Annotated in this window: 23 protein-coding genes; 16 read left to right on the top strand and 7 right to left on the bottom strand. The window is 56.2% G+C overall.

From position 1 onward, the window contains the following. Positions 1–36 precede the first annotated feature (36 nt). A complete protein-coding gene (gene epd / locus AC27FC_RS17650) occupies positions 37–1,056 on the bottom strand; it encodes an erythrose-4-phosphate dehydrogenase (protein WP_039262970.1) in 1,020 nt (339 codons plus the stop codon). Between the two features lie 341 nt (positions 1,057–1,397). Next, a complete protein-coding gene (gene tkt, locus AC27FC_RS17655) occupies positions 1,398–3,389 on the bottom strand; it encodes a transketolase (RefSeq protein WP_033146601.1) in 1,992 nt (663 codons plus the stop codon). Positions 3,390–3,661: 272 nt separating this feature from the next. Here tkt and loiP point away from each other — a divergent pair, with 272 nt between their 5' ends. Further along, positions 3,662–4,420 carry a metalloprotease LoiP gene (gene loiP, locus AC27FC_RS17660; RefSeq protein WP_021242066.1) on the top strand — a complete coding sequence of 253 codons (759 nt, stop codon included), beginning with the start codon at positions 3,662–3,664 and terminating at the stop codon, positions 4,418–4,420. A 210-nt stretch (positions 4,421–4,630) separates the two neighbouring features. Then, complete coding sequence (locus tag AC27FC_RS17665) at positions 4,631–5,899, top strand: OprD family outer membrane porin (protein ID WP_094935385.1); 1,269 nt, start codon at positions 4,631–4,633, stop codon at positions 5,897–5,899. A 52-nt stretch (positions 5,900–5,951) separates the two neighbouring features. Here AC27FC_RS17665 and speB read toward each other — a convergent pair whose 3' ends face one another. From speB to AC27FC_RS17685, 4 genes are all read right to left on the bottom strand, one after another. Next, entirely contained in the window at positions 5,952–6,872 is a 921-nt protein-coding gene (gene speB / locus AC27FC_RS17670) for an agmatinase (protein WP_014071686.1), read from the bottom strand. Positions 6,873–7,080: 208 nt separating this feature from the next. After that, positions 7,081–9,057 carry a biosynthetic arginine decarboxylase gene (speA, locus tag AC27FC_RS17675; protein ID WP_023309121.1) on the bottom strand — a complete coding sequence of 659 codons (1,977 nt, stop codon included), beginning with the start codon at positions 9,055–9,057 and terminating at the stop codon, positions 7,081–7,083. A gap of 8 nt (positions 9,058–9,065) precedes the next feature. After that, positions 9,066–9,197, bottom strand: coding sequence for an acid stress response protein YqgB (gene yqgB, locus AC27FC_RS17680; RefSeq protein WP_127341063.1), 132 nt, complete (start codon positions 9,195–9,197; stop codon positions 9,066–9,068). Positions 9,198–9,291: 94 nt separating this feature from the next. Further along, complete coding sequence (locus tag AC27FC_RS17685) at positions 9,292–9,435, bottom strand: hypothetical protein (RefSeq protein WP_419095317.1); 144 nt, start codon at positions 9,433–9,435, stop codon at positions 9,292–9,294. 424 nt (positions 9,436–9,859) lie between these two features. On the opposite strand from AC27FC_RS17685, the gene metK reads away from it, so the two are divergent. The 8 genes from metK to ruvX all read left to right on the top strand — a co-directional run bounded on the left by metK (position 9,860) and on the right by ruvX (position 16,943). Further along, positions 9,860–11,014: a methionine adenosyltransferase gene (gene metK / locus AC27FC_RS17690; RefSeq protein ID WP_010435443.1), complete on the top strand. Its 1,155-nt coding sequence runs from the start codon at positions 9,860–9,862 to the stop codon at positions 11,012–11,014. 359 nt (positions 11,015–11,373) lie between these two features. Next, a complete protein-coding gene (gene galP, locus AC27FC_RS17695; protein WP_023309123.1) occupies positions 11,374–12,771 on the top strand; it encodes a galactose/proton symporter in 1,398 nt (465 codons plus the stop codon). A 58-nt stretch (positions 12,772–12,829) separates the two neighbouring features. Continuing rightward, positions 12,830–13,327 carry a SprT family zinc-dependent metalloprotease gene (locus AC27FC_RS17700; protein ID WP_033146604.1) on the top strand — a complete coding sequence of 166 codons (498 nt, stop codon included), beginning with the start codon at positions 12,830–12,832 and terminating at the stop codon, positions 13,325–13,327. Between the two features lie 94 nt (positions 13,328–13,421). Continuing rightward, positions 13,422–14,129 (top strand): deoxyribonuclease I, encoded by a 708-nt coding sequence (gene endA / locus AC27FC_RS17705; RefSeq protein WP_023333343.1) that lies wholly within the window; start codon positions 13,422–13,424, stop codon positions 14,127–14,129. 51 nt (positions 14,130–14,180) lie between these two features. After that, entirely contained in the window at positions 14,181–14,912 is a 732-nt protein-coding gene (gene rsmE, locus AC27FC_RS17710; protein WP_023309126.1) for a 16S rRNA (uracil(1498)-N(3))-methyltransferase, read from the top strand. A gap of 19 nt (positions 14,913–14,931) precedes the next feature. After that, on the top strand, positions 14,932–15,879 hold the full coding sequence (gene gshB, locus AC27FC_RS17715) for a glutathione synthase (RefSeq protein WP_033146605.1): 948 nt from the start codon (positions 14,932–14,934) through the stop codon (positions 15,877–15,879). Positions 15,880–15,966: 87 nt separating this feature from the next. Next, a complete protein-coding gene (locus AC27FC_RS17720) occupies positions 15,967–16,527 on the top strand; it encodes a YqgE/AlgH family protein (RefSeq protein ID WP_008499752.1) in 561 nt (186 codons plus the stop codon). Next, the gene (gene ruvX / locus AC27FC_RS17725; RefSeq protein WP_029739223.1) at positions 16,527–16,943 is read left to right on the top strand and encodes a Holliday junction resolvase RuvX; all 417 of its coding nucleotides are present in this window, start codon (positions 16,527–16,529) and stop codon (positions 16,941–16,943) included. Before AC27FC_RS17720 ends, ruvX begins: the two co-directional genes overlap by 1 nt. Positions 16,944–16,953: 10 nt before the next feature. Here ruvX and AC27FC_RS17730 read toward each other — a convergent pair whose 3' ends face one another. Continuing rightward, positions 16,954–17,934 carry a type IV pilus twitching motility protein PilT gene (locus AC27FC_RS17730; protein ID WP_196355071.1) on the bottom strand — a complete coding sequence of 327 codons (981 nt, stop codon included), beginning with the start codon at positions 17,932–17,934 and terminating at the stop codon, positions 16,954–16,956. A 17-nt stretch (positions 17,935–17,951) separates the two neighbouring features. On the opposite strand from AC27FC_RS17730, the gene AC27FC_RS17735 reads away from it, so the two are divergent. The 6 genes from AC27FC_RS17735 (at position 17,952) to AC27FC_RS17760 (ending at position 21,692) form a co-directional block, all read left to right on the top strand. Next, entirely contained in the window at positions 17,952–18,653 is a 702-nt protein-coding gene (locus tag AC27FC_RS17735) for a YggS family pyridoxal phosphate-dependent enzyme (protein WP_087823220.1), read from the top strand. Positions 18,654–18,674: 21 nt separating this feature from the next. Further along, complete coding sequence (locus AC27FC_RS17740; RefSeq protein WP_045888331.1) at positions 18,675–19,241, top strand: YggT family protein; 567 nt, start codon at positions 18,675–18,677, stop codon at positions 19,239–19,241. Further along, the gene (yggU, locus tag AC27FC_RS17745) at positions 19,238–19,534 is read left to right on the top strand and encodes a DUF167 family protein YggU (RefSeq protein ID WP_023309131.1); all 297 of its coding nucleotides are present in this window, start codon (positions 19,238–19,240) and stop codon (positions 19,532–19,534) included. Before AC27FC_RS17740 ends, yggU begins: the two co-directional genes overlap by 4 nt. Before the next feature lie 3 nt (positions 19,535–19,537). Beyond that, the gene (locus AC27FC_RS17750) at positions 19,538–20,131 is read left to right on the top strand and encodes an XTP/dITP diphosphatase (RefSeq protein WP_196355072.1); all 594 of its coding nucleotides are present in this window, start codon (positions 19,538–19,540) and stop codon (positions 20,129–20,131) included. Further along, positions 20,124–21,260, top strand: a complete 1,137-nt coding sequence (gene hemW / locus AC27FC_RS17755; RefSeq protein ID WP_196355073.1) for a radical SAM family heme chaperone HemW — start codon at positions 20,124–20,126, stop codon at positions 21,258–21,260. The genes AC27FC_RS17750 and hemW overlap by 8 nt, the downstream gene beginning before the upstream one ends. Before the next feature lie 69 nt (positions 21,261–21,329). Continuing rightward, positions 21,330–21,692: an endonuclease domain-containing protein gene (locus AC27FC_RS17760; protein ID WP_071993605.1), complete on the top strand. Its 363-nt coding sequence runs from the start codon at positions 21,330–21,332 to the stop codon at positions 21,690–21,692. Positions 21,693–21,753: the final 61 nt, after the last annotated feature.

The raw sequence follows: 21,753 nt of genomic DNA on the forward strand, positions 1-21,753 counted from the left end.
GTTGATTCTTAAAGTTTTGCAGACGCACAATGCGTCTTACCTGAAACCTTGAGCGGCCATTGCTAACGTGGTGTCGAGCATTCGGTTAGCAAAGCCCCATTCGTTATCACACCAGACCAGCGTCTTGATAAGGTGTGCGCCACTGACTCTCGTTTGCGTGCCATCGACGATGGCGCTGTGCGGGTCGTGGTTAAAATCTACTGAGACCAACGGTAATTCCGTATAGTCAACTATACCATGAAATGCCCCCTGTGCCGCTTTTTGCAGCAACAGGTTGACTTCACAGGCTTTTACCGGTTTTTTCACCGTCACGCTAAGGTCGATTGCGGTGACGTTAATCGTCGGGACACGTACGGCAATCGCTTCAAATCGGTCATTAAACTGCGGAAAAATTCGGGTGATCCCTGCCGCCAGTTTCGTGTCCACCGGAATGATTGACTGGCTCGCTGCGCGAGTGCGTCGCAAATCCGGATGGTAGGCGTCGATAACCTGCTGATCGTGCATGGCGGAATGAATCGTGGTCACGGTACCGGATTCAATGCCATACGCATCGTCTAACAGTTTGATGACCGGAATAATGCAGTTAGTGGTACAGGAGGCGTTGGAAACAATGCGGTGTTCGGCCTGCAGCTCATGCTGGTTGACGCCAAACACGACGGTCGCGTCGAGGTCGTTACTGCCGGGATGAGAAAACAGGACTTTTTTCGCGCCTGCAGCAAGATGCGCTTCGCCATGTTCGCGGTTGCCGTACACGCCGGTACAGTCAAGCACCACATCCACACCCAGTTCACGCCAGGGTAGCCCGGAGATGCTGTTCTCATGCAGCACGCGAATAGCGTCGTCACCCACAAACAGCTGTTCTCTTTCCTGGCGTACATCCCAGGCAAAGCGTCCGTGGCTGGTGTCATATTTCAACAAATGCGCCATGCCCGTAGCATCCGCCAGTTCATTGATTGCCACCACGGTTATTTCCGCCCGACGTCCGGATTCATATAAAGCACGAACCACGTTACGTCCGATGCGACCGAAGCCATTAATCGCTACGCGTACGGTCATAGATCTCCTGCAAAGCAATCCCTGAGTTTGAGGTGGCTGAAAGAGTAATCCAGCTACGCCCGAAGGGGAATCCTTGCTGTCACAAACTGCGATTGATTGGTCAATTGTCGAACATTTAATCGACTGAAACGCTTCAGCAAGAATAAGCGAATCGGGGAATAAAAGGAATGTCTGTCCAGATGAATAAGCGCGCTATATGACTTGCGTCACATTTTAGGTGGAATAATGCCGGCAAGGTAAAAGCAAAACGGTAACCGAGAGGTTACCGTTTTTTAGTGTATGCACCCTCTCCCCGTGGGAGAGGGTTGGGGTGAGGGCATCAGCCCGCACCGTACAAACGATTACAGCAGTTCTTTCGCTTTCGCGACAACGTTCTCAACGGTGAAGCCGAACTCTTCGAACAGCAGCTCTGCCGGAGCAGATTCACCGAAGGTGGTCATACCGACGATAGCGCCGTTCAGGCCCACGTATTTGAACCAGTAGTCAGCGATACCCGCTTCCACTGCCACACGCGCGGAAACCGCTTTAGGCAGGACGGATTCACGGTAGGCAGCATCCTGTTTGTCGAACGCATCGGTAGACGGCATGGAGACCACGCGCGCTTTCACGCCTTCGGCAGTCAGTTTTTCCCACGCTGCAACCGCCAGTTCAACTTCCGAACCGGTGGCGATGAAGATCAGCTCTGGCTGGCCCGCGCAATCTTTCAGCACGTAACCACCGCGAGCGATGTTCGCCAGCTGCTCAGGCGTACGCTCCTGCTGTGCCAGGTTCTGACGGGAGAGGATCAGCGCGGTTGGACCGTCCTGACGCTCAACGCCGTATTTCCACGCCACCGCGGATTCCACCTGGTCACATGGACGCCATGTGCTCATGTTCGGGGTCACGCGCAGGGAAGCCACCTGCTCTACCGGCTGGTGAGTTGGACCATCTTCGCCCAGACCGATGGAGTCGTGGGTGTAGACCATCACCTGACGCTGTTTCATCAGCGCGGCCATACGCACGGCGTTACGTGCATATTCGACAAACATCAGGAAGGTAGAGGTGTACGGCAGGAAACCACCGTGCAGGGAGATACCGTTGGCAATCGCGGTCATACCGAATTCACGTACACCGTAATGGATGTAGTTACCGGCAGTATCTTCGTTGATTGGCTTAGAACCAGACCACAGAGTCAGGTTAGATGGCGCCAGGTCAGCGGAGCCGCCCAGGAATTCTGGAAGCCATGGGCCGAACGCTTCAATCGCATTCTGAGACGCTTTACGGCTCGCGATTTTAGACGGGTTCGCCTGCAGCTTAGCGATGAATTCGTTCGCTTTCGCGTCGAAGTCAGACGGCATTTCACCTTTCATACGACGGGTGAATTCAGCCGCTTCCTGCGGGAACGCTTTCGCATAGGCAGCGAATTTCTCGTTCCAGGCCGCTTCTTTCGCCTGGCCTACTTCTTTTGCATCCCACTGAGCGTAGATCTCAGACGGGATTTCGAATGCAGGGTGTTTCCAGCCCAACGCTTCGCGGGTCAGTGCGATTTCCGCGTCGCCCAGCGGTGCGCCGTGGGAGTCGTGAGTACCCGCTTTGTTCGGCGAACCGAAGCCAATGATGGTTTTGCACATCAGCAGGGACGGTTTGTCCGTAACCGCGCGCGCTTCTTCCACTGCACGTTTAATCGAGTCAGCATCGTGACCATCAACGCCACGCACTACGTGCCAGCCGTAGGCTTCGAAACGTGCTGCGGTGTCGTCGGTGAACCAGCCTTCAACGTGACCGTCGATGGAGATACCGTTGTCGTCATAGAACGCAACCAGTTTGCCCAGCTTCAGGGTGCCTGCCAGGGAGCACACTTCGTGAGAAATGCCTTCCATCATGCAGCCGTCGCCCATGAACGCGTAGGTGAAGTGGTCTACGATGTCGTGACCAGGACGGTTGAACTGCGCCGCCAGCGTCTTCTCGGCAATCGCCATACCCACAGCGTTAGCAATACCCTGACCCAGCGGACCGGTGGTGGTTTCTACGCCAGCGGTGTAACCCACTTCCGGGTGACCTGGAGTTTTAGAGTGCAGCTGACGGAAGTTTTTCAGCTCTTCGATAGGCAGATCGTAGCCGGTGAGGTGCAGCAGGCTATAGATCAGCATAGAGCCGTGGCCGTTGGACAGCACGAAGCGGTCGCGGTCAGCCCATGACGGGTTCTGCGGGTTGTGGTTCAGGAAATCACGCCACAGGACTTCGGCGATATCAGCCATACCCATAGGAGCCCCTGGGTGGCCGGATTTGGCTTTCTGTACTGCGTCCATGCTCAGCGCACGAATAGCATTAGCAAGCTCTTTACGTGAGGACATTTTAACTCCAGATCGGACTGTTAAAGGCCATGCCCTTGACGACAGCGCGTTTTGGGCTACGCCGGAAAAAAGTGCCAACAATGTAACCCAAGCCGCAAGTCATGTACATGGAGCATTCTTTTGCTTGTTAAGAAATCTCTGGATCATGCTCGCATGTTGCGCAATCTGCTCGCCCGGCCCTGTAGATATTCCTTATACTTAGCCCGACACCGGCTTCGCTGACGGTGCCCTTTTCGGATTTTATTCAGTTTAACGAGTACGGAAGCAACCTCATGAAAATGCGTGCAATAGTGCTGGCCCTGGGTACAACGCTCCTGCTGAGCGGCTGTCAGAATATGGATTCTAACGGTCTGATGACGTCAGGCGCAGAGGCCTTTCAGGCCTATTCCCTGAGCGATGCGCAGGTTAAAGCGCTGAGCGACCAGGCCTGTAAAGATATGGACGGAAAAGCCACGCTTGCGCCGGCTAACAGTACCTACACGCAGCGTCTGAATAAGATTGCTTCCGCGCTGGGCGACAACATTAACGGCCAGCCGGTGAACTACAAGGTGTACATGGCGAAAGACGTCAACGCCTTCGCGATGGCGAACGGCTGTATCCGCGTCTATAGCGGGCTGATGGACATGATGACCGACAACGAAGTGGAAGCGGTCATCGGCCACGAAATGGGCCACGTTGCCCTGGGCCACGTGAAGAAAGGGATGCAGGTTGCCCTGGGCACCAATGCCATCCGCGCAGCGGCGGCCTCTGCGGGCGGTATCGTTGGTAGCCTGTCGCAGTCACAGCTTGGCGACGTGGGTGAAAAGCTGGTTAACTCTCAGTTCTCACAGCGTCAGGAGTCCGAGGCGGATGACTACTCCTACGATCTGTTGCGCAAACGCGGCATTAATCCATCAGGCTTAGCCACCAGCTTCGAAAAACTGGCCAAGCTGGAAGCCGGACGCCAAAGCTCCATGTTTGACGATCACCCGGCCTCAGAAGAACGCGCACAGCATATTCGCGATCGTATGGCCGCAGACGGAATTAAATAATTTTGGAAGGAGGCAGATTTGCCTCCTTTTTATTTCGCATGAATTGTTAACTTAACAGCACGTATCGACAACACCCCTGAAAGCCCCGCCAAATCTGCCTCATCACCTTGAAATGTCTGGTCACATAATTATTGCAAAGGTCACTTTTTCCGGTAATTATCACCCCCGCAGTTATTCAAATTACTATATCCAGACAGAGACGTTCCCTCCGTGAAAAAAGAATTATCATTAATTGCTTTAAGTTTATTTGCTGCATTACCTGCCGCTGCAAGCCAGCAATCCGACAGCCAGGGTTTTATTGACGACAGCCATCTGGATCTGTTTTTACGCAATGCGTATATCAGCCGCGACTACCATCAGGGCCAGCAGGACAAAGCCGAGTGGGGTCAGGGGATCATCGCCACGTTTGCATCCGGCTATACCGAAGGGCTGGTGGGCTTTGGCGTGGACGGTATTGCTCAATACGGCGTGCGCCTGGACGGCGGCCGTGGCAAAAGCGGCGCAGGTGGCATCGACTTCTTTAAACAGGAAGAGGATGGCCGGGCAAAATCCGATCTGGCAAAGTTTGGCGCCACCGCCAAAATGCGTATATCAAACACCGTGCTGAGCTACGGAAATCAGCGTCCTGAGCTGCCTGTCATCAATGCCGACAGCTCCCGCCTGCTGTTTGAAAGCTACACCGGCACCATGCTGACCTCGAAAGAGATCGACGGTCTGGAAATCAACGCCGGTTACTTCACCGACGAGCAGCGTAAAAGCGATGACCGCCACGACAGCGGGCTGAAGAGCCTCTCCTTCGGCGGTGCGAGTTATCAGTTTAACGACCAGTTCAGCGGCGCGCTGTACGCCTCTCATAATGAAGAGGTGATGAACAAGCAGTACCTGGGCATGAACTTCAAACAGCCGTTCAGCACCGGGCAGCAGCTGGTGCTCGACTTCAACGGCTATAACTCCCGTCTGGATCAGGGTTACGCGGACAGCCTCGACACGGGCCGCAGCAACACCATCTGGAGCCTGGCGGCGAGCTACATCTGGGATATTCACACGTTCAAAGTGGCGTACCAGCAGAGCAGCGGCAGCACCGGCTACAACTACGGCGGCTATCGCGACAAGGGCGGCGTGGGTGACGGCGGAAACACCATCTGGCTGGCGAACTCCTACTGGTCTGATTTTAATGGCGAAGACGAACGTTCCTGGCAGGCATCCTACGGTCTGGACTTTGGCGGTCTTGGCTTACCGGGCCTGAGCTGGACCACTGCCTACGTACGTGGGGATAATATTAAAACCTCTGAAACCAGCAACGGCAAAGAGCACGAGTGGTTTAACCAGATCCAGTACCAGGTGCAGGATGGTCCGGCGAAGGATCTGAAGCTTAAACTGCGCTACTCCGTACTGCGCGTCTCCGGCAACGCCAGCGAGTACAACGTGGGCGGGGACGAGATCCGGGCTTATGTGGAATACCCGTTTAACGTGTTCTGAAGGCAATAAAAAACCTCTCAATAGAGAGGTTTTTTTTCACGCAAGGTGAGGCTTATTCGCCTTTTTTGGCTGCCTGAATGTAGAGCATTTCCAGCGCCAGAGTCGCTGCGGCCAGCGCGGTGATCTCGGACTGGTCATACGCAGGCGCCACTTCCACCACGTCCATCCCGACAATGTTTAGATCCTTCAGGCCGCGCACCAGCTTGATGGCACGATCTGAGGTCAAACCGCCGATGACCGGCGTACCGGTACCCGGAGCAAATGCCGGATCCAGACAGTCGATGTCGAAGGTCAGATACACGGGCATATCACCCACGATCTGCTTCACCTGCGCGATGATGTCGTCCACGCCGCGATCGTTAACCTGGCCCGCATCCAGCACGGTGAAACCGTTGTCTTTGTCGAACTCGGTGCGAATACCGATCTGCACGGAGTGGTTCGGATCGATCAGACCTTCGTTCGGCGCGGTGAAGAACATGGTGCCGTGGTCAAACTCACAGCCGTTCGCGTAGGTGTCGGTATGTGCATCGAAGTGCACCAGCGCCATTTTACCGAAGTGCTTCGCATGGGCGCGCAGCAGCGGCAGGGTCACGAAGTGGTCGCCGCCGAAGGAGAGCATGCGCTTACCGGCAGCCAGCAGCTTCTCGGCGTGCGCCTGCAGCTTCTCGCTCATCTCACGCGCGTCGCCGAAGGCGTACACCAGGTCACCGCAGTCCACGACGTTCAGGCGCTCGCGCATGTCGAAGTTCCACGGGAAGCGGTTATGCTCCCAGGCCAGGTTAGTGGAAACCTGACGAATCGCAGCCGGGCCGTGACGACCACCCGCGCGGCCAGATGTTGCCATATCGAACGGCACGCCGGTGATCACCCAGTCAGCGTCGCTGTCGTACGGCTGGAAGTTCATCGGAAGGCGTAAAAAACCAAACGCGTTAGATACCAGAGAGTTATCGTACTGATGACCTAAAGTGCTCATGTCCTGACCTCTTTTAAAGTCGATACATTAAAAACAGATGAAAAAAAATCCCCTCCGCGTCGTTAAACCCGACGAGGAAGGGATTGATTCGTAAATCGCTTATTGGGGCGAATTATCGCCGGTAATGCATACGGGTTCAAGTGAGTATAGGGCATTGTGCGGTCTGATGCCCTCACCCCGCCCTCTCCCTGTGGGAGAGAGCGTTTTCCTACTCGTCTTCCAGGTAGGTGTACCCGTACAGGCCCGCTTCAAACTCTTCCAGGAACTGCTGCTGGAGCGCATCGTCCAGACCGGTGTTTTTCACCTGGTCGCGGAACTGAGTGAGCAGTTTTTTCGGATCCAGCTGAACGTATTCCAGCATGTCCGCCACGGTGTCCCCTTCATCGGACAGCTCAATTTCCACGTTGCCGTCAGGGAACACGAACACGTCCACCGCTTCGGTATCACCGAACAGGTTGTGCATGTTGCCGAGGATCTCCTGATACGCGCCGACCATAAAGAAGCCCAGCATCGGCGGGTTCTCCGGGTCGTATTCCGGCATTGGCATCGTCGTTGCGATACCGTCGCCGTCGACGTAGTGGTCGATGGCACCGTCGGAGTCACAGGTGATATCCAGCAGCACCGCACGACGTTCCGGGGCGTGGTTCAGCCCTTCCAGCGGCAGAACCGGGAACAGCTGGTCGATACCCCAGGCATCCGGCATCGACTGGAACAGCGAGAAGTTGACGTAAATCTTATCCGCCATACGCTCCTGCAGCTCGTCGATAATCGGACGGTGCGCGCGGTTGCTCGGGTCGAGCTGTTTCTGCACTTCATGGCACATGTTCAGGTAGAGCTGCTCCGCCCACGCGCGCTCCTGCAGGCTGAAGGTGCCTGAAGAATAACCCACGTGAATATCATGCAGGTCCATCTGGCTGTCGTGCAGCCATTCGCGCAGGGAACGACGCGTGCCCGGCTCGTGCATTTCCTGCCAGGTTTCCCACATGCTTTGCAGGGAACGCGGAGCATCGTCTGCCGGAGGCGTCGCTTCGCTGATTTCGCTACGCTCAACGCCGATGATGTTAGAGACCAGCACCGTATGGTGCGCGGTCACCGCGCGACCGGATTCGGTGATCACCGTCGGATGCGGCAAGCCGTTCTCTTCACAGGCATCACCGATTGCCCAGATGATGTTGTTCGCGTATTCGTTCAGGCCGTAGTTCACGGAACAGTCAGACTGCGAGCGGGTCCCTTCGTAGTCCACGCCCAGGCCGCCGCCCACGTCGAAGCACTGAATATTTACGCCAAGCTTGTGCAGCTCAACGTAGAAACGCGCGGATTCACGCACGCCGGTGGCGATGTCGCGAATATTGGCCATCTGCGAGCCGAGGTGGAAGTGCAGCAGCTGAATGCTGTCCAGACGACCGCGCTCGCGCAGGATTTCCACCAGCTGCAGCACCTGGTTTGCCGCCAGGCCGAACTTGGATTTCTCGCCGCCGGAGGACTGCCATTTACCGGAACCTTGTGACGCCAGACGCGCACGCACGCCAAGGCGCGGCACCACGTTCAGACGTTCGGCCTCTTCCAGCACGATGGCGATTTCGGTCATCTTTTCGATAACCAGATAGACCTTGTGGCCCATCTTCTCGCCAATCAGCGCCAGACGAATGTATTCTCGGTCTTTATAGCCGTTACAGACGATCACTGAACGGGTCATGCCCGCATGGGCCAGAACCGCCATCAGCTCCGCTTTGGAGCCTGCTTCCAGGCCCAGCGGCTCGCCGGAGTGGATCAGGGATTCAATCACGCGGCGGTGCTGGTTCACCTTGATCGGGTAAACCAGGAAATAGTCGCCTTTATAGCCGTAGGACTCACGCGCGCGCTTGAACGCGGCGTTAATAGAACGCAGGCGATGTTGCAGGATCTGCGGGAAGCAGAACAGTGCAGGCAAACGCTGGCCCTGAGCCTCACGGGCTTTCACCAGTTTCGCGAGATCCACGCGCGCTTCAGGGACGTCCGGATCCGGGCAGACGCTGATGTGGCCCAGTTCGTTGACGTCGTAGTAGTTATTGCCCCACCAGGCAATATTGTAAGTGCGCAGCATCTTGCTGGCTTCCTCGGAGCTCATCGCAACCTCCTGCATAGAACGTAGTACACCCTGTTCGCCCGCTGACGAAGGCGAAAAAGAAGACATGTCGTCAGACATAGCGAACCTCAACTCTTTGTAATAAGTGTAAAACAGTTGACTACTATCGCAGCGTTATACGGCGATAACAACCCATAAACGGCTCCGTTTCCCAGCAGAGTATGCTGAAAACCAGACCGTGCGACCGGTTTCTTATTCATATCATTGTAAAACACGTATCCGAACTCTGTATGACAAGGTTCGGCGAAACCACGAGAAAACTCTTGTATTAACAAGAGCGCCCTTGTTCAGTTTTCACAAAGCGTGACCGGCCCTGGAATCCTGAGAAGCGCCGAGATGGGTATAACATCGGCAGGTTTGCAGACTAGAAATGCGGGTTGCGGGAATCAAATACGCGCCAGAACGGCTGCGCTGAATGTGCGGAAAACGATGGTTCATTATCTCGTATCACCTCCACGGCCGCCTCTGCTGAAACGGACCACAAGCCAAAGCTAAAGTTCACTGCTTAACCCGGCTGGAAGTGGCGACACGATGAGTTCATCGAGCGCTTATTTTATATGAGCCGCGCGCCGCGTTTTATACCGAGAACAGGGGTAAAAAGCAAAAGATAAATGTGCGTGTTGCCGGGGCCGTCAGGAATTATTGCCAGCCGCAATTTCAACTGAGTGAGAGGTTAGTCAAAAAAAACTGGAAATCGGGCGAAGAAGTGACCTAAAATAGCCGTCCAGATGTTAATCCATCTATACTGATTAACACTCATACTGCCAGTGTCAAAAACCTGCAGGCCTTGGTAGAATTATCTCCTTTGGCTATTCCGCACAGCAGCTTGAGCTAACCAAATTCCTCTTAGGTGAAATAAAACATGGCAAAACACCTGTTTACGTCCGAGTCCGTATCAGAAGGACATCCTGATAAAATTGCTGACCAAATCTCCGATGCGGTGCTGGATGCGATCCTGGCGCAGGATCCTAAAGCGCGCGTAGCGTGCGAAACCTATGTCAAAACCGGCATGGTTCTGGTTGGCGGTGAGATCACCACCAGCGCATGGGTTGATATCGAAGAGATCACCCGTAACACGGTGCGTGAGATCGGCTATGTGCATTCTGATATGGGCTTTGATGCCAACTCCTGCGCGGTTCTGAGCGCGATTGGCAAACAGTCTCCAGACATCAACCAGGGCGTTGACCGTGCCGATCCGCTGGAACAGGGCGCGGGCGACCAGGGCCTGATGTTTGGCTATGCAACCAACGAAACCGACGTGCTGATGCCAGCACCGGTCACCTACGCACACCGTCTGGTGCAGCGTCAGGCTGAAGTGCGTAAAAACGGCACCCTCCCGTGGCTGCGCCCGGATGCGAAAAGCCAGGTCACCTTCCAGTATGACGACGGCAAAATCGTTGGGATTGACGCGGTAGTGCTTTCTACCCAGCATTCCGAAGATATCGATCAGAAATCCCTGCAGGAAGCAGTGATGGAAGAGATCATCAAGCCGGTTCTGCCGACCGAATGGCTGAGCTCTGCGACCAAATTCTTCATCAACCCAACCGGACGCTTCGTTATCGGCGGCCCAATGGGCGACTGCGGCCTGACCGGTCGTAAAATCATCGTTGATACCTACGGCGGCATGGCGCGTCACGGTGGCGGTGCGTTCTCCGGTAAAGATCCGTCAAAAGTTGACCGTTCTGCGGCGTACGCGGCGCGTTATGTGGCGAAAAACATCGTTGCAGCCGGCCTGGCTGACCGCTGTGAGATCCAGGTTTCCTACGCGATCGGCGTAGCTGAGCCAACCTCCATCATGGTTGAAACCTTCGGTACCGAGAAAGTGCCTTCAGAACAGCTGACGCTGCTGGTGCGCGAGTTCTTCGACCTGCGTCCATACGGCCTGATTCAGATGCTGGATCTGCTGCACCCGATCTACAAAGAAACCGCAGCATACGGTCACTTTGGTCGTGAACATTTCCCATGGGAAAAAACCGACAAAGCCGCCCTGCTGCGTGAAGCTGCCGGTCTGAAGTAATCGACTGACATCTGCGTGATAAAAGGCCAGCCTTCGGGCTGGCCTTTTTTTGTAGGTGGCGCCGCAAAGGTGCACATATGGTACCGATTACACCGCACCGGATGCGCCTCGCTTTCAGAATATTCTCTTTGCATGATCGCCTTTCTTCTGCTGTTACATCGCCTTTCAGTTAAGTCTGAAATGTGTTCTTTCGCGATGCATATCACCTCGTTTACCTCTATATTTTCAAAGCTTTAATTATTTTTACGGTTGCACGCTAGTGTAACCGATTACACCTATGTGATTAATCTCACATATTTTTACGGGTCACTCACCTACCCTTTACATCAATAAAACTGATAACCCAACTGGAGGGCATAATGCCTGACAATAAAAAACAGGGGCGTACGTCCAACAAGGCGATGACATTCTTCGTCTGTTTCCTCGCCGCCCTGGCAGGATTACTTTTTGGCCTGGATATCGGCGTCATTGCCGGTGCATTACCTTTCATCACTGACGAGTTTCAGATCAGCGCTCACACCCAGGAGTGGGTGGTCAGCTCCATGATGTTTGGCGCCGCCGTCGGTGCCGTCGGCAGCGGCTGGCTCTCCTTCAAGCTCGGGCGTAAAAAGAGCCTGATGATCGGCGCGATCCTGTTCGTTGCCGGTTCACTCTTCTCTGCCGCAGCGCCCAACGTTGAGGTTCTGCTGGTTTCCCGCGTGCTGCTCGGTCTGGCCGTGGGCGTGGCGTCCTATACCGCCCCGCTTTACCTGTCTGAAATCGCGCCGGAGAAAATCCGCGGCAGTATGATTTCGATGTATCAGCTCATGATCACCATCGGTATTTTGGGCGCGTATCTTTCCGATACCGCGTTTAGCTACAGCGGCGCATGGCGCTGGATGCTCGGCGTGATCATCATCCCGGCCATTCTGCTGCTAATTGGCGTCTTTTTCCTGCCGGACAGCCCGCGCTGGTTCGCCGCGAAACGCCGATTCCACGATGCCGAACGCGTGCTGATGCGCCTGCGCGACACCAGCGCAGAAGCGAAAAACGAGCTGGAAGAGATCCGCGAAAGTCTGAAGGTCAAACAGTCCGGCTGGGCGCTGTTTAAAGAGAACAGCAACTTCCGCCGCGCGGTGTTCCTCGGCGTGCTGCTTCAGGTGATGCAGCAGTTCACCGGGATGAACGTCATCATGTATTACGCGCCAAAAATCTTTGAGCTGGCGGGCTATACCAACACCACCGAGCAGATGTGGGGGACCGTCATCGTGGGTCTGACCAACGTGCTGGCGACCTTTATCGCCATCGGCCTGGTGGACCGCTGGGGACGTAAACCAACTCTGACGCTGGGCTTCCTGGTGATGGCGGCCGGTATGGGTGTCCTCGGTACCATGATGCATGTGGGCATTCACTCACCAACCGCCCAGTACTTTGCGGTCGGCATGCTGCTGATGTTTATCGTCGGATTTGCGATGAGCGCCGGCCCGCTGATTTGGGTGCTGTGCTCTGAGATCCAGCCGCTGAAAGGGCGTGATTTTGGTATCACCTGCTCTACCGCAACCAACTGGATTGCCAACATGATCGTCGGCGCAACGTTCCTGACCATGCTCAATACCCTGGGCAACGCGAACACCTTCTGGGTCTACGCTGGTCTGAACATCTTCTTTATTGTGCTGACTATCTGGCTGGTTCCAGAAACCAAACACGTTTCTCTGGAACATATTGAACGTAACCTGATGAAAGGTCGTCCTCTGCGCGAAATCGGCGCCCACGACTAATCCTCATGCGGGAGGCGCCTCTTGCGCCTCCCCGCTTCGCGCTTTATGCTCTGCCCCTATGAAAGCACCCCGTCTCCCCATTGCCGTTCAGCAAGCCGTTATGCGCAGCCTGCGGGAAAAACTCGCCCAGGCGAACCTGAAGCTCGGCCGCAATTACCCTGAACCTAAGATCGTTTATCAGCAGCGCGGCACCGCGGCCGGCACCGCCTGGCTCGAGCCCTATGAGATCCGCCTTAACCCGGTGCTGATGATGGAAAACCAGCAGGCGTTTATCGAGGAAGTGGTACCGCACGAGCTGGCGCATCTGCTGGTGTGGAAACACTTCGGACGCGTCGCGCCCCACGGCAAGGAGTGGAAGTGGATGATGGAAGCGGTGCTCGGCGTTCCGGCACGCCGTACCCATCAGTTCGAGCTGGAATCGGTGCGCCGCAATACCTTCCCCTACCGCTGCCAGTGTCAGCAGCACCAGCTTACCGTCCGCCGCCATAATCGCGTGGTGCGCGGCGAGGCGACCTACCGCTGCGTCAAATGCGGCGAGCCGCTGGTTGCGGAATAATCATCTGAACTTTCAGGAACTTTCCTGATCTGACTGATTGCATACGGGAACAACATTCGTTACGTTGCGGGCTCGTTTTGACACGGAGTGTAAGATGTCCCGTAATTTTTCTCTCGCGGTCGCCTTTCTGACGACGGCGCTCTCAGGCCATGCTCTGGCCGACGGTATCAACAGTTTTTCCCAGGCCAAGGCAGCAGGCGTGAAGGTGAACGCCGATGTGCCGGGCGATTTCTACTGCGGCTGTAAAATTAACTGGCAGGGTAAAAAAGGGGTCGTTGACCTTGAGTCCTGCGGCTATAAGGTGCGTAAAAACGAAAACCGCGCCAGCCGCATTGAATGGGAACATGTCGTTCCGGCCTGGCAGTTTGGCCACCAGCGCCAGTGCTGGCAGGATGGCGGACGTAAAAACTGCGCCAAAGATCCGGTTTATCGCCAGATGGAAAGCGATATGCATAACCTGCAGCCTGCCGTCGGTGAAGTGAACGGAGACCGGGGTAATTTCATGTACAGCCAGTGGAACGGTGGCGAAGGCCAGTACGGCCAGTGCGGTATGAAGGTTGATTTTAAAGAGAAAGTCGCCGAGCCCCCTGCCCGCGCGCGCGGCAGCATTGCCCGCACCTACTTCTATATGCGTGACCGTTACGACCTCAACCTCTCCCGCCAGCAGACGCAGCTGTTCAATGCCTGGGACAAGCAGTACCCGGTGACGGAGTGGGAATGCCAGCGCGACGAACGCATCGCCAGAGTCCAGGGGAATCACAACCCTTACGTCCAGCGGGCTTGCCAGGCGCAAAAGAGCTAACCTACACTACGGCAATTCGCTTATATCGCATGACACATGGAATTTCTGACTATGCGCATTCCCCGCATTTACCATCCTGAACTGATTACCGCAGGCCGCGAAATCGCCCTGTCTGATGACGCCGCCAACCACGTTGGCCGCGTGCTGCGCATGGGCGCAGGTCAGGCAATACAGCTGTTCGACGGCTCGAACCAGGTTTTCGACGCGGAAATCACGCGGTCTGATAAAAAAAGCGTACACGTTAACGTCCTGCGTGGCGAAGTGGATGACCGGGAATCACCGCTGCACATCCATCTGGGCCAGGTGATGTCGCGCGGCGAGAAAATGGAGTTCACCATTCAGAAATCCATTGAACTGGGTGTAAGCCTCATTACGCCACTTTTTTCTGAACGCTGTGGCGTTAAACTGGATGCGGAACGTCTGAACAAAAAGATCCAGCAGTGGCAGAAAATTGCCATTGCGGCTTGCGAACAGAGTGGCCGCAACCGTATTCCGGAGATCCGCCCGGCGATGGATCTGGAGGACTGGTGTGCAGAAGAGGAGAGCGGGCTGAAGCTCAATCTTCATCCGCGCGCCAGCGCCAGCATCAATACGCTGCCTCTGCCCGTTGAGCGCGTACGCCTGCTGATTGGCCCCGAAGGCGGCCTGTCGGCGGATGAAATTGCGATGACGGCACGTTACCAGTTTACTGATATTCTGTTGGGACCTCGCGTTCTGCGCACTGAGACAACGGCACTCACGGCCATTACCGCGCTACAGGTACGGTTTGGCGATCTGGGTTGAAGCATTAACGGAGAAGAACATGATCAAGCTCGGCATCGTGATGGACCCCATCGCAAACATTAACATCAAGAAAGATTCCAGCTTCGCCATGCTGCTGGAAGCGCAGCGTCGCGGCTATGAACTCCACTATATGGAGATGAACGATCTTTACCTGATCAACGGTGAAGCCCGCGCGCGCACCCGCATCGTTAACGTCGAGCAGAACTACGACAAATGGTACGAGTTCGGCACCGAGCAGGATATTGCCCTGGCCGATCTCAACGTCATCCTGATGCGTAAAGATCCGCCGTTCGACACCGAATACATCTACAGCACCTACATCCTTGAGCGTGCAGAAGAGAAAGGCACGCTGATCGTCAACAAGCCGCAGAGCCTGCGCGACTGCAACGAGAAGCTCTACACCGCCTGGTTCTCTGACCTGACGCCGGAAACCCTGGTGACCCGCAGCAAAGCCCAGTTGAAAGAATTCTGGCAGAAGCACGGCGATATCATCATGAAGCCGCTGGACGGCATGGGCGGCGCGTCGATTTTCCGCGTGAAAGAAGGCGACCCGAACATTGGCGTGATTGCCGAAACGCTGACCGAACTGGGTACGCGCTACTGCATGGCGCAAAACTATATTCCGGCGATCAAAGACGGCGATAAACGCGTTCTGGTGGTAGATGGCGAACCGGTTCCTTACTGCCTGGCGCGTATCCCGCAGGGTGGCGAAACTCGTGGGAACCTGGCAGCCGGTGGCCGCGGTGAGCCGCGCCCGCTGACCGAAAGCGACTGGGAAATTGCCCGCCGCGTTGGTCCGACGCTGAAAGCCAAAGGCCTGATCTTCGTTGGCCTGGATATCATCGGCGATCGTCTCACCGAAGTGAACGTCACCAGCCCGACCTGCATTCGTGAAATTGAAGCGGAATTCCCGATTTCGATCACCGGAATGCTGATGGACGCTATCGAAAAACGTTTACAGAAATAACCTAACAATACTATTAGTGACAGCGCCTGTGTTTGTCCCCATACTGGGCGCTGTCGCTTTTTAAACCAGGAAACAGTACCTCTGACAATGAATTTACAGCATCACTTTCTTATTGCCATGCCTGCTCTCCAGGACCCGATTTTTCGCCGCGCCGTGGTTTATATTTGTGAATACAATGAAGACGGCGCGATGGGTATTATCATCAATAAACCACTGGAAAATCTTCAGGTTGAAGGAATTCTGGACAAGCTGAAAATACCGGCTGAAGCGCGACTGCCGGAAATCCGGCTTGATAAACCCGTGATGCTGGGTGGACCTCTTGCAGAAGATCGCGGCTTTATCCTGCATACGCCGCCGGTATTCTCTTCCAGTATTCGAATTTCGGATAACACCGTCATCACGACCTCGCGCGACGTGCTTGAAACGCTGGGCACCGCTGAGCAGCCTTCTGAAGTGCTGGTGGCGCTGGGCTATTCGTCGTGGGAGAAAGGCCAGCTTGAGCAAGAGATCCTCGATAACGCCTGGCTTACCGCGCCAGCGGACATGAATATCCTGTTTAAAACCCCTATCGCCGATCGCTGGCGTGACGCGGCGAAGCTGATCGGCATTGATATCCTGACCATGCCTGGCGTAGCGGGGCACGCCTGATGAGCGGAACGCTTCTGGCCTTCGATTTTGGTACTAAAAGCATTGGCGTCGCCGTGGGTCAGCGCATCACCGGTACCGCGCGTCCGCTTACGGCCCTGAAGGCCAACGACGGCACGCCAGACTGGAATCTTATCGAGCGTCTGCTCAAAGAGTGGCAGCCGGATGACGTGATTGTTGGGCTCCCGCTGAACATGGACGGCACAGAACAGCCGCTTACCGCCCGGGCGCGTAAGTTCGCCAATAAAATCCATGGCCGCTTTGGCGTCTCCGTGAAGCTTCACGACGAGCGTCTTAGCACCGTCGAAGCGCGCGCGGGCCTGTTTGAGCACGGCGGCTTCCGGGCGCTCAACAAAGGCAGCGTGGACTCCGCTTCTGCCGTGATTATCCTCGAAAGCTATTTCGACCAGGGCTTTTAACCACAGGGGCCTACAGCCGCCCCTGCGCCCGCCTCTCCGCCAGGCTCTGGTCAAAGTTCTGCATTCCTGCCTGCTGACCGGTTTGAATGATGCCGGGCAGTTGCCACGTTTTCCCTTCACGAATCAGATTCGCCGCCGCCGCTGTGTTCACCAGCAGTTCATACAACGCGACGCGCCCGCCCTGCAGATCGGGAAGCAGCCTCTGCGCCAGCACCGCCCGCAGGCTGCCGGCCAGCTGGTTACGCACCGGATCTTTCTCCTGCGCCGGGAACGTATCGACCAGCCGCTCAATCGCCTGCGATGCCCCGCGCGTATGCAGCGTCGCCAGCACCAGATGTCCGGTTTCCGCCGCCGTCAGCGCCAGGCGGATCGTTTCGCTGTCGCGCAGCTCCCCCAGCAGAATAACGTCCGGATCCTGGCGTAAGGCGCTGCGCAGCGCTTCAGCAAATGACGGGCTGTGCTGGCCTATCTCCCGCTGCTGGATCAGGCAACGCTCGCTCTGGTAGATAAACTCCACCGGATCTTCAAGCGTGAGGATATGGCCGTCAGCATGGTGGTTTAGAAAATCGACCATCGCCGCCAGCGTAGTGGATTTGCCGCTGCCGGTCGCCCCCGTGACCAGAATCAGCCCGGCGTCATTGGATAACAGTTCCGGGATCGCCCGCGGCGCGCCCAGCGAAGCGAGCTGCGGGCAGCTACGCGGCAACAGCCGCAGCGTCACAGAAACACCTCTCATCTGCTTAAAGGCACTGCCGCGCAGGCGCTGGCCTCCCGTTACCGTCGCGGCAAAATCCACCTGCCCCTTTGCCCACCATATCCCCTGCTGCTCATCGTTAAGCCACGCTTTTAATAACGCCCCAACGTCGGGAGGCTGAAAGGGAGCGGGTTCAAGCCGGCCTAATCTGCGCCAGCGCGGTGGCGAATCACTGCACAGGTGTAGATCGGAGACGTTATGCTTTACACTAAGGGCCACAATTTCTTCCACATCCATAGACTACTCCTCGGAAAATGAACGACATTGCGCATAACCTGGCACAGGTCCGGGACAAAATCTCAGCCGCCGCAGCGCGTTGCGGCCGTGCTTCAGAAGAAATTACGCTGCTTGCAGTCAGCAAAACCAAGCCTGCGAGCGCCATCGCAGAAGCTATTGATGCAGGCCAGCGGGCGTTTGGTGAAAACTACGTGCAGGAAGGCGTGGATAAAATTCGCTACTTCCAGGAACAGGGGAAGACGGATCTGCAGTGGCACTTTATTGGCCCCCTGCAGTCGAACAAAAGCCGTCTGGTGGCAGAGCACTTCGACTGGTGCCACACCATCGACCGCCTGCGTATTGCTACCCGTCTGAATGACCAGCGTCCGGCAGAAATGCCGGCACTCAACGTGCTTATTCAGGTCAACATCAGCGACGAAAACAGCAAGTCCGGCATTGCGCTGAGCGAACTGGGCGCGCTGGCCGCCGAGGTGGCCGAACTGCCGCGCTTAACCCTGCGCGGGCTGATGGCCATTCCTGCGCCTGAGTCAAGTTATGAAAGGCAGTTTGCCGTGGCACAGCAAATGGCTGTAGCATTTGAGGCGCTTAAAGCGCGCTATAACACGGTAGACACGCTTTCACTGGGCATGTCGGATGATATGGAAGCCGCCATCGCGGCAGGCAGCACTATGGTGCGCATCGGCACGGCAATTTTCGGTGCGCGCGACTACTCAAAATAATAAGGAAACCTGAGGAACGCCATGAAGACGTTGACTTTCCTGCTCTCAACAGTGCTTGAGCTGTATACGATGGCGCTTTTGCTGCGCGTCTGGATGCAGTGGGCCCGCTGTGATTTTTACAATCCGTTCTCGCAGTTTGTCGTGAAAATCACGCAACCTGTTGTCGGACCGCTGCGCCGCATTATCCCGGCGATGGGTCCCATCGACAGTTCGTCTCTGCTGGTGGCGTTTATTCTGAGCGTTATCAAAGCGATCGTGCTGTTTATGGTCATCACCTTCCAGCCGATTATCTGGATTGCTGCGGTCCTGATTTTAATCAAAACCATCGGCCTGCTGATTTTCTGGGTGCTGCTGGTCATGGCCATCATGAGCTGGGTAAGCCAGGGGCGTAGCCCGGTAGAATATGCGCTGATCCAACTGGCCGAGCCGCTGCTGCGCCCGATTCGCAACCTGCTGCCTTCGATGGGCGGTATTGATTTCTCGCCGATGATCCTGGTTCTGCTGCTGTACGTGGCTAATATGGGGATCGCTGAGCTGTTACAGTCCACGGGCGATATGCTGCTGCCGGGGCTGTGGATGGCGCTATGAGTGCCGTAAGCACCTGCGCTGACGGGCTGGTTTTGCGGCTGTATATTCAGCCGAAAGCCAGCCGTGACGGTATTGTCGGTCTGCATGGCGACGAGTTAAAAGTCGCCATCACCGCCCCACCGGTTGACGGCCAGGCGAACGCGCATCTGACCAAATATCTGGCAAAACAGTTTCGCGTCGCCAAAAGCCAGGTCATCATTGAAAAAGGTGAACTTGGGCGACATAAACAGGTAAAAATCCTTAATCCGCAATCTATCCCGACGGAAGTCGCGGCTCTGAAAGAACAGGACTAAACCATGCAGAAAGTTGTTCTCGCGACCGGCAACGCCGGTAAAGTGCGCGAGCTGGCCTCGCTATTAAATGATTTTGGGCTGGACGTGGTCGCCCAGACCGATCTTGGCGTGGATTCCGCCGAAGAGACGGGGCTGACGTTTATCGAAAACGCGATCATTAAAGCGCGCCACGCCGCGCAGATTACCGGCCAGCCCGCGATTGCCGACGACTCCGGCCTGGCCGTGGATTTTCTCGGCGGTGCACCGGGGATTTACTCTGCGCGCTATTCCGGCGTGGACGCCACCGACCAGCAGAATCTGGAAAAGCTGCTTGTCGCCCTGAAAGACGTACCGGACGAACAGCGCACCGCGCAGTTCCACTGCGTGCTGGTCTATATGCGCCACGCGGAAGACCCGACGCCGATTGTCTGCCACGGCAGCTGGCCGGGCGTGATTACCCATAAAGCAGCTGGCAACGGCGGCTTTGGCTACGACCCGATTTTCTTTGTCCCGACCGAGGGCAAAACCGCTGCGGAACTGACCCGCGAAGAGAAAAGCGCGATTTCCCACCGTGGACGCGCGCTGAAACTGTTACTGGAAGCACTGCGTAATGGCTAATTTGCCGCCTCTGAGTCTGTATATTCACATCCCGTGGTGCGTGCAGAAATGTCCGTACTGCGATTTCAACTCGCACGCGCTGAAGGGCGAAGTGCCGCACGATGACTACGTTGCGCATCTGCTGGCCGACCTGGACGCCGATATCGCTTACGCACAGGGACGTGAAGTTAAGACCATTTTCATTGGTGGCGGTACGCCGAGCCTGCTGTCCGGCCCGGCAATGCAGACGCTGCTGGACGGCGTGCGTGCGCGCCTGAACCTGGCGGCAGATGCTGAAATTACGATGGAAGCCAACCCCGGCACCGTTGAGGCCGACCGTTTTGTCGACTATCAGCGCGCGGGCGTGAACCGCATCTCCATCGGCGTGCAGAGCTTTAGCGAGCCGAAGCTGAAACGTCTGGGGCGCATTCACGGCCCGGAAGAGGCAAAGCGCGCGGCACACCTGGCAACGGGGCTTAACCTTCGCAGCTTTAACCTGGATTTGATGCACGGCCTGCCGGATCAGTCACTGGAAGAGGCGCTGGACGACCTGCGCCAGGCGATCGAACTGAACCCGCCGCACCTGTCGTGGTATCAGCTCACCATCGAGCCAAACACGCTGTTCGGTTCCCGCCCGCCGGTGCTGCCGGACGACGACGCGCTGTGGGATATCTTCGAGCAGGGTCACAGGCTGCTAACCGCTGCGGGCTATCAGCAGTATGAAACGTCCGCGTATGCGAAGCCGGGCTATCAGTGCCAGCACAACCTGAACTACTGGCGCTTTGGCGACTACCTGGGAATTGGCTGCGGCGCGCACGGCAAGGTGACCTTCCCGGACGGGCGCATTCTGCGCACCGCTAAAACCCGCCACCCGCGCGGGTATATGGAAGGGCGTTACCTGGAGCGTCAGCACGACGTCGAGGCGGCGGATAAACCGTTTGAGTTCTTTATGAACCGCTTCCGTCTGCTGGAAGCCGCGCCGCGCGCGGAATTTGCGCGTTACACCGGGCTGCCGGAATCGGTGATTCGCCCGCAGATTGACGAGGCGCTGGCGCAGGGGTATCTCACGGAATGTGAGGAATACTGGCAGATCACCGAGCACGGCAAGCTGTTCTTAAATTCCCTTCTTGAGCTGTTCCTCGCCGAATAATCCTGAAGGCTGATTCAGGATTTTGCATCCCGCTCTGCCGGCTGAGGGAAAGGCTGGCAGAGTGTGGGGATGAAAATTACTCGTTCTTATGCAAAACAGCTCAGACGTGAGCTGACAAAAGAAGAAAGACGGCTTTGGTATCTACTGCGCAGCCGCCGTTTCGAAAATTATAAATTTCGTCGACAACATCCTGTAGATCACTACATTCTGGATTTCGCCTGCTGCGCGGCTCATCTGGCTGTTGAGCTGGATGGTGGGCAACATGATGAAAAGCAGGAATACGATCGTCAAAGAACGTGCTGGCTTAACGAGAAAGGCTGGCATGTCATTCGATTCTGGAACAACGAACTCTGGAATAACGAAGAGGCGGTGTTAGAAAAGATCCTTGAAACACTGCAAATGCTGCAACCCTCACCCCGGCCCTCTCCCTGAAAGGGAGAGGGAGCAAACCATCCCCTCGCCCCTTTGGGGAGAGGGTTAGGGTGAGGGGAAA

This window comes from Enterobacter sp. C3_dUdeg, assembly GCF_057536195.1.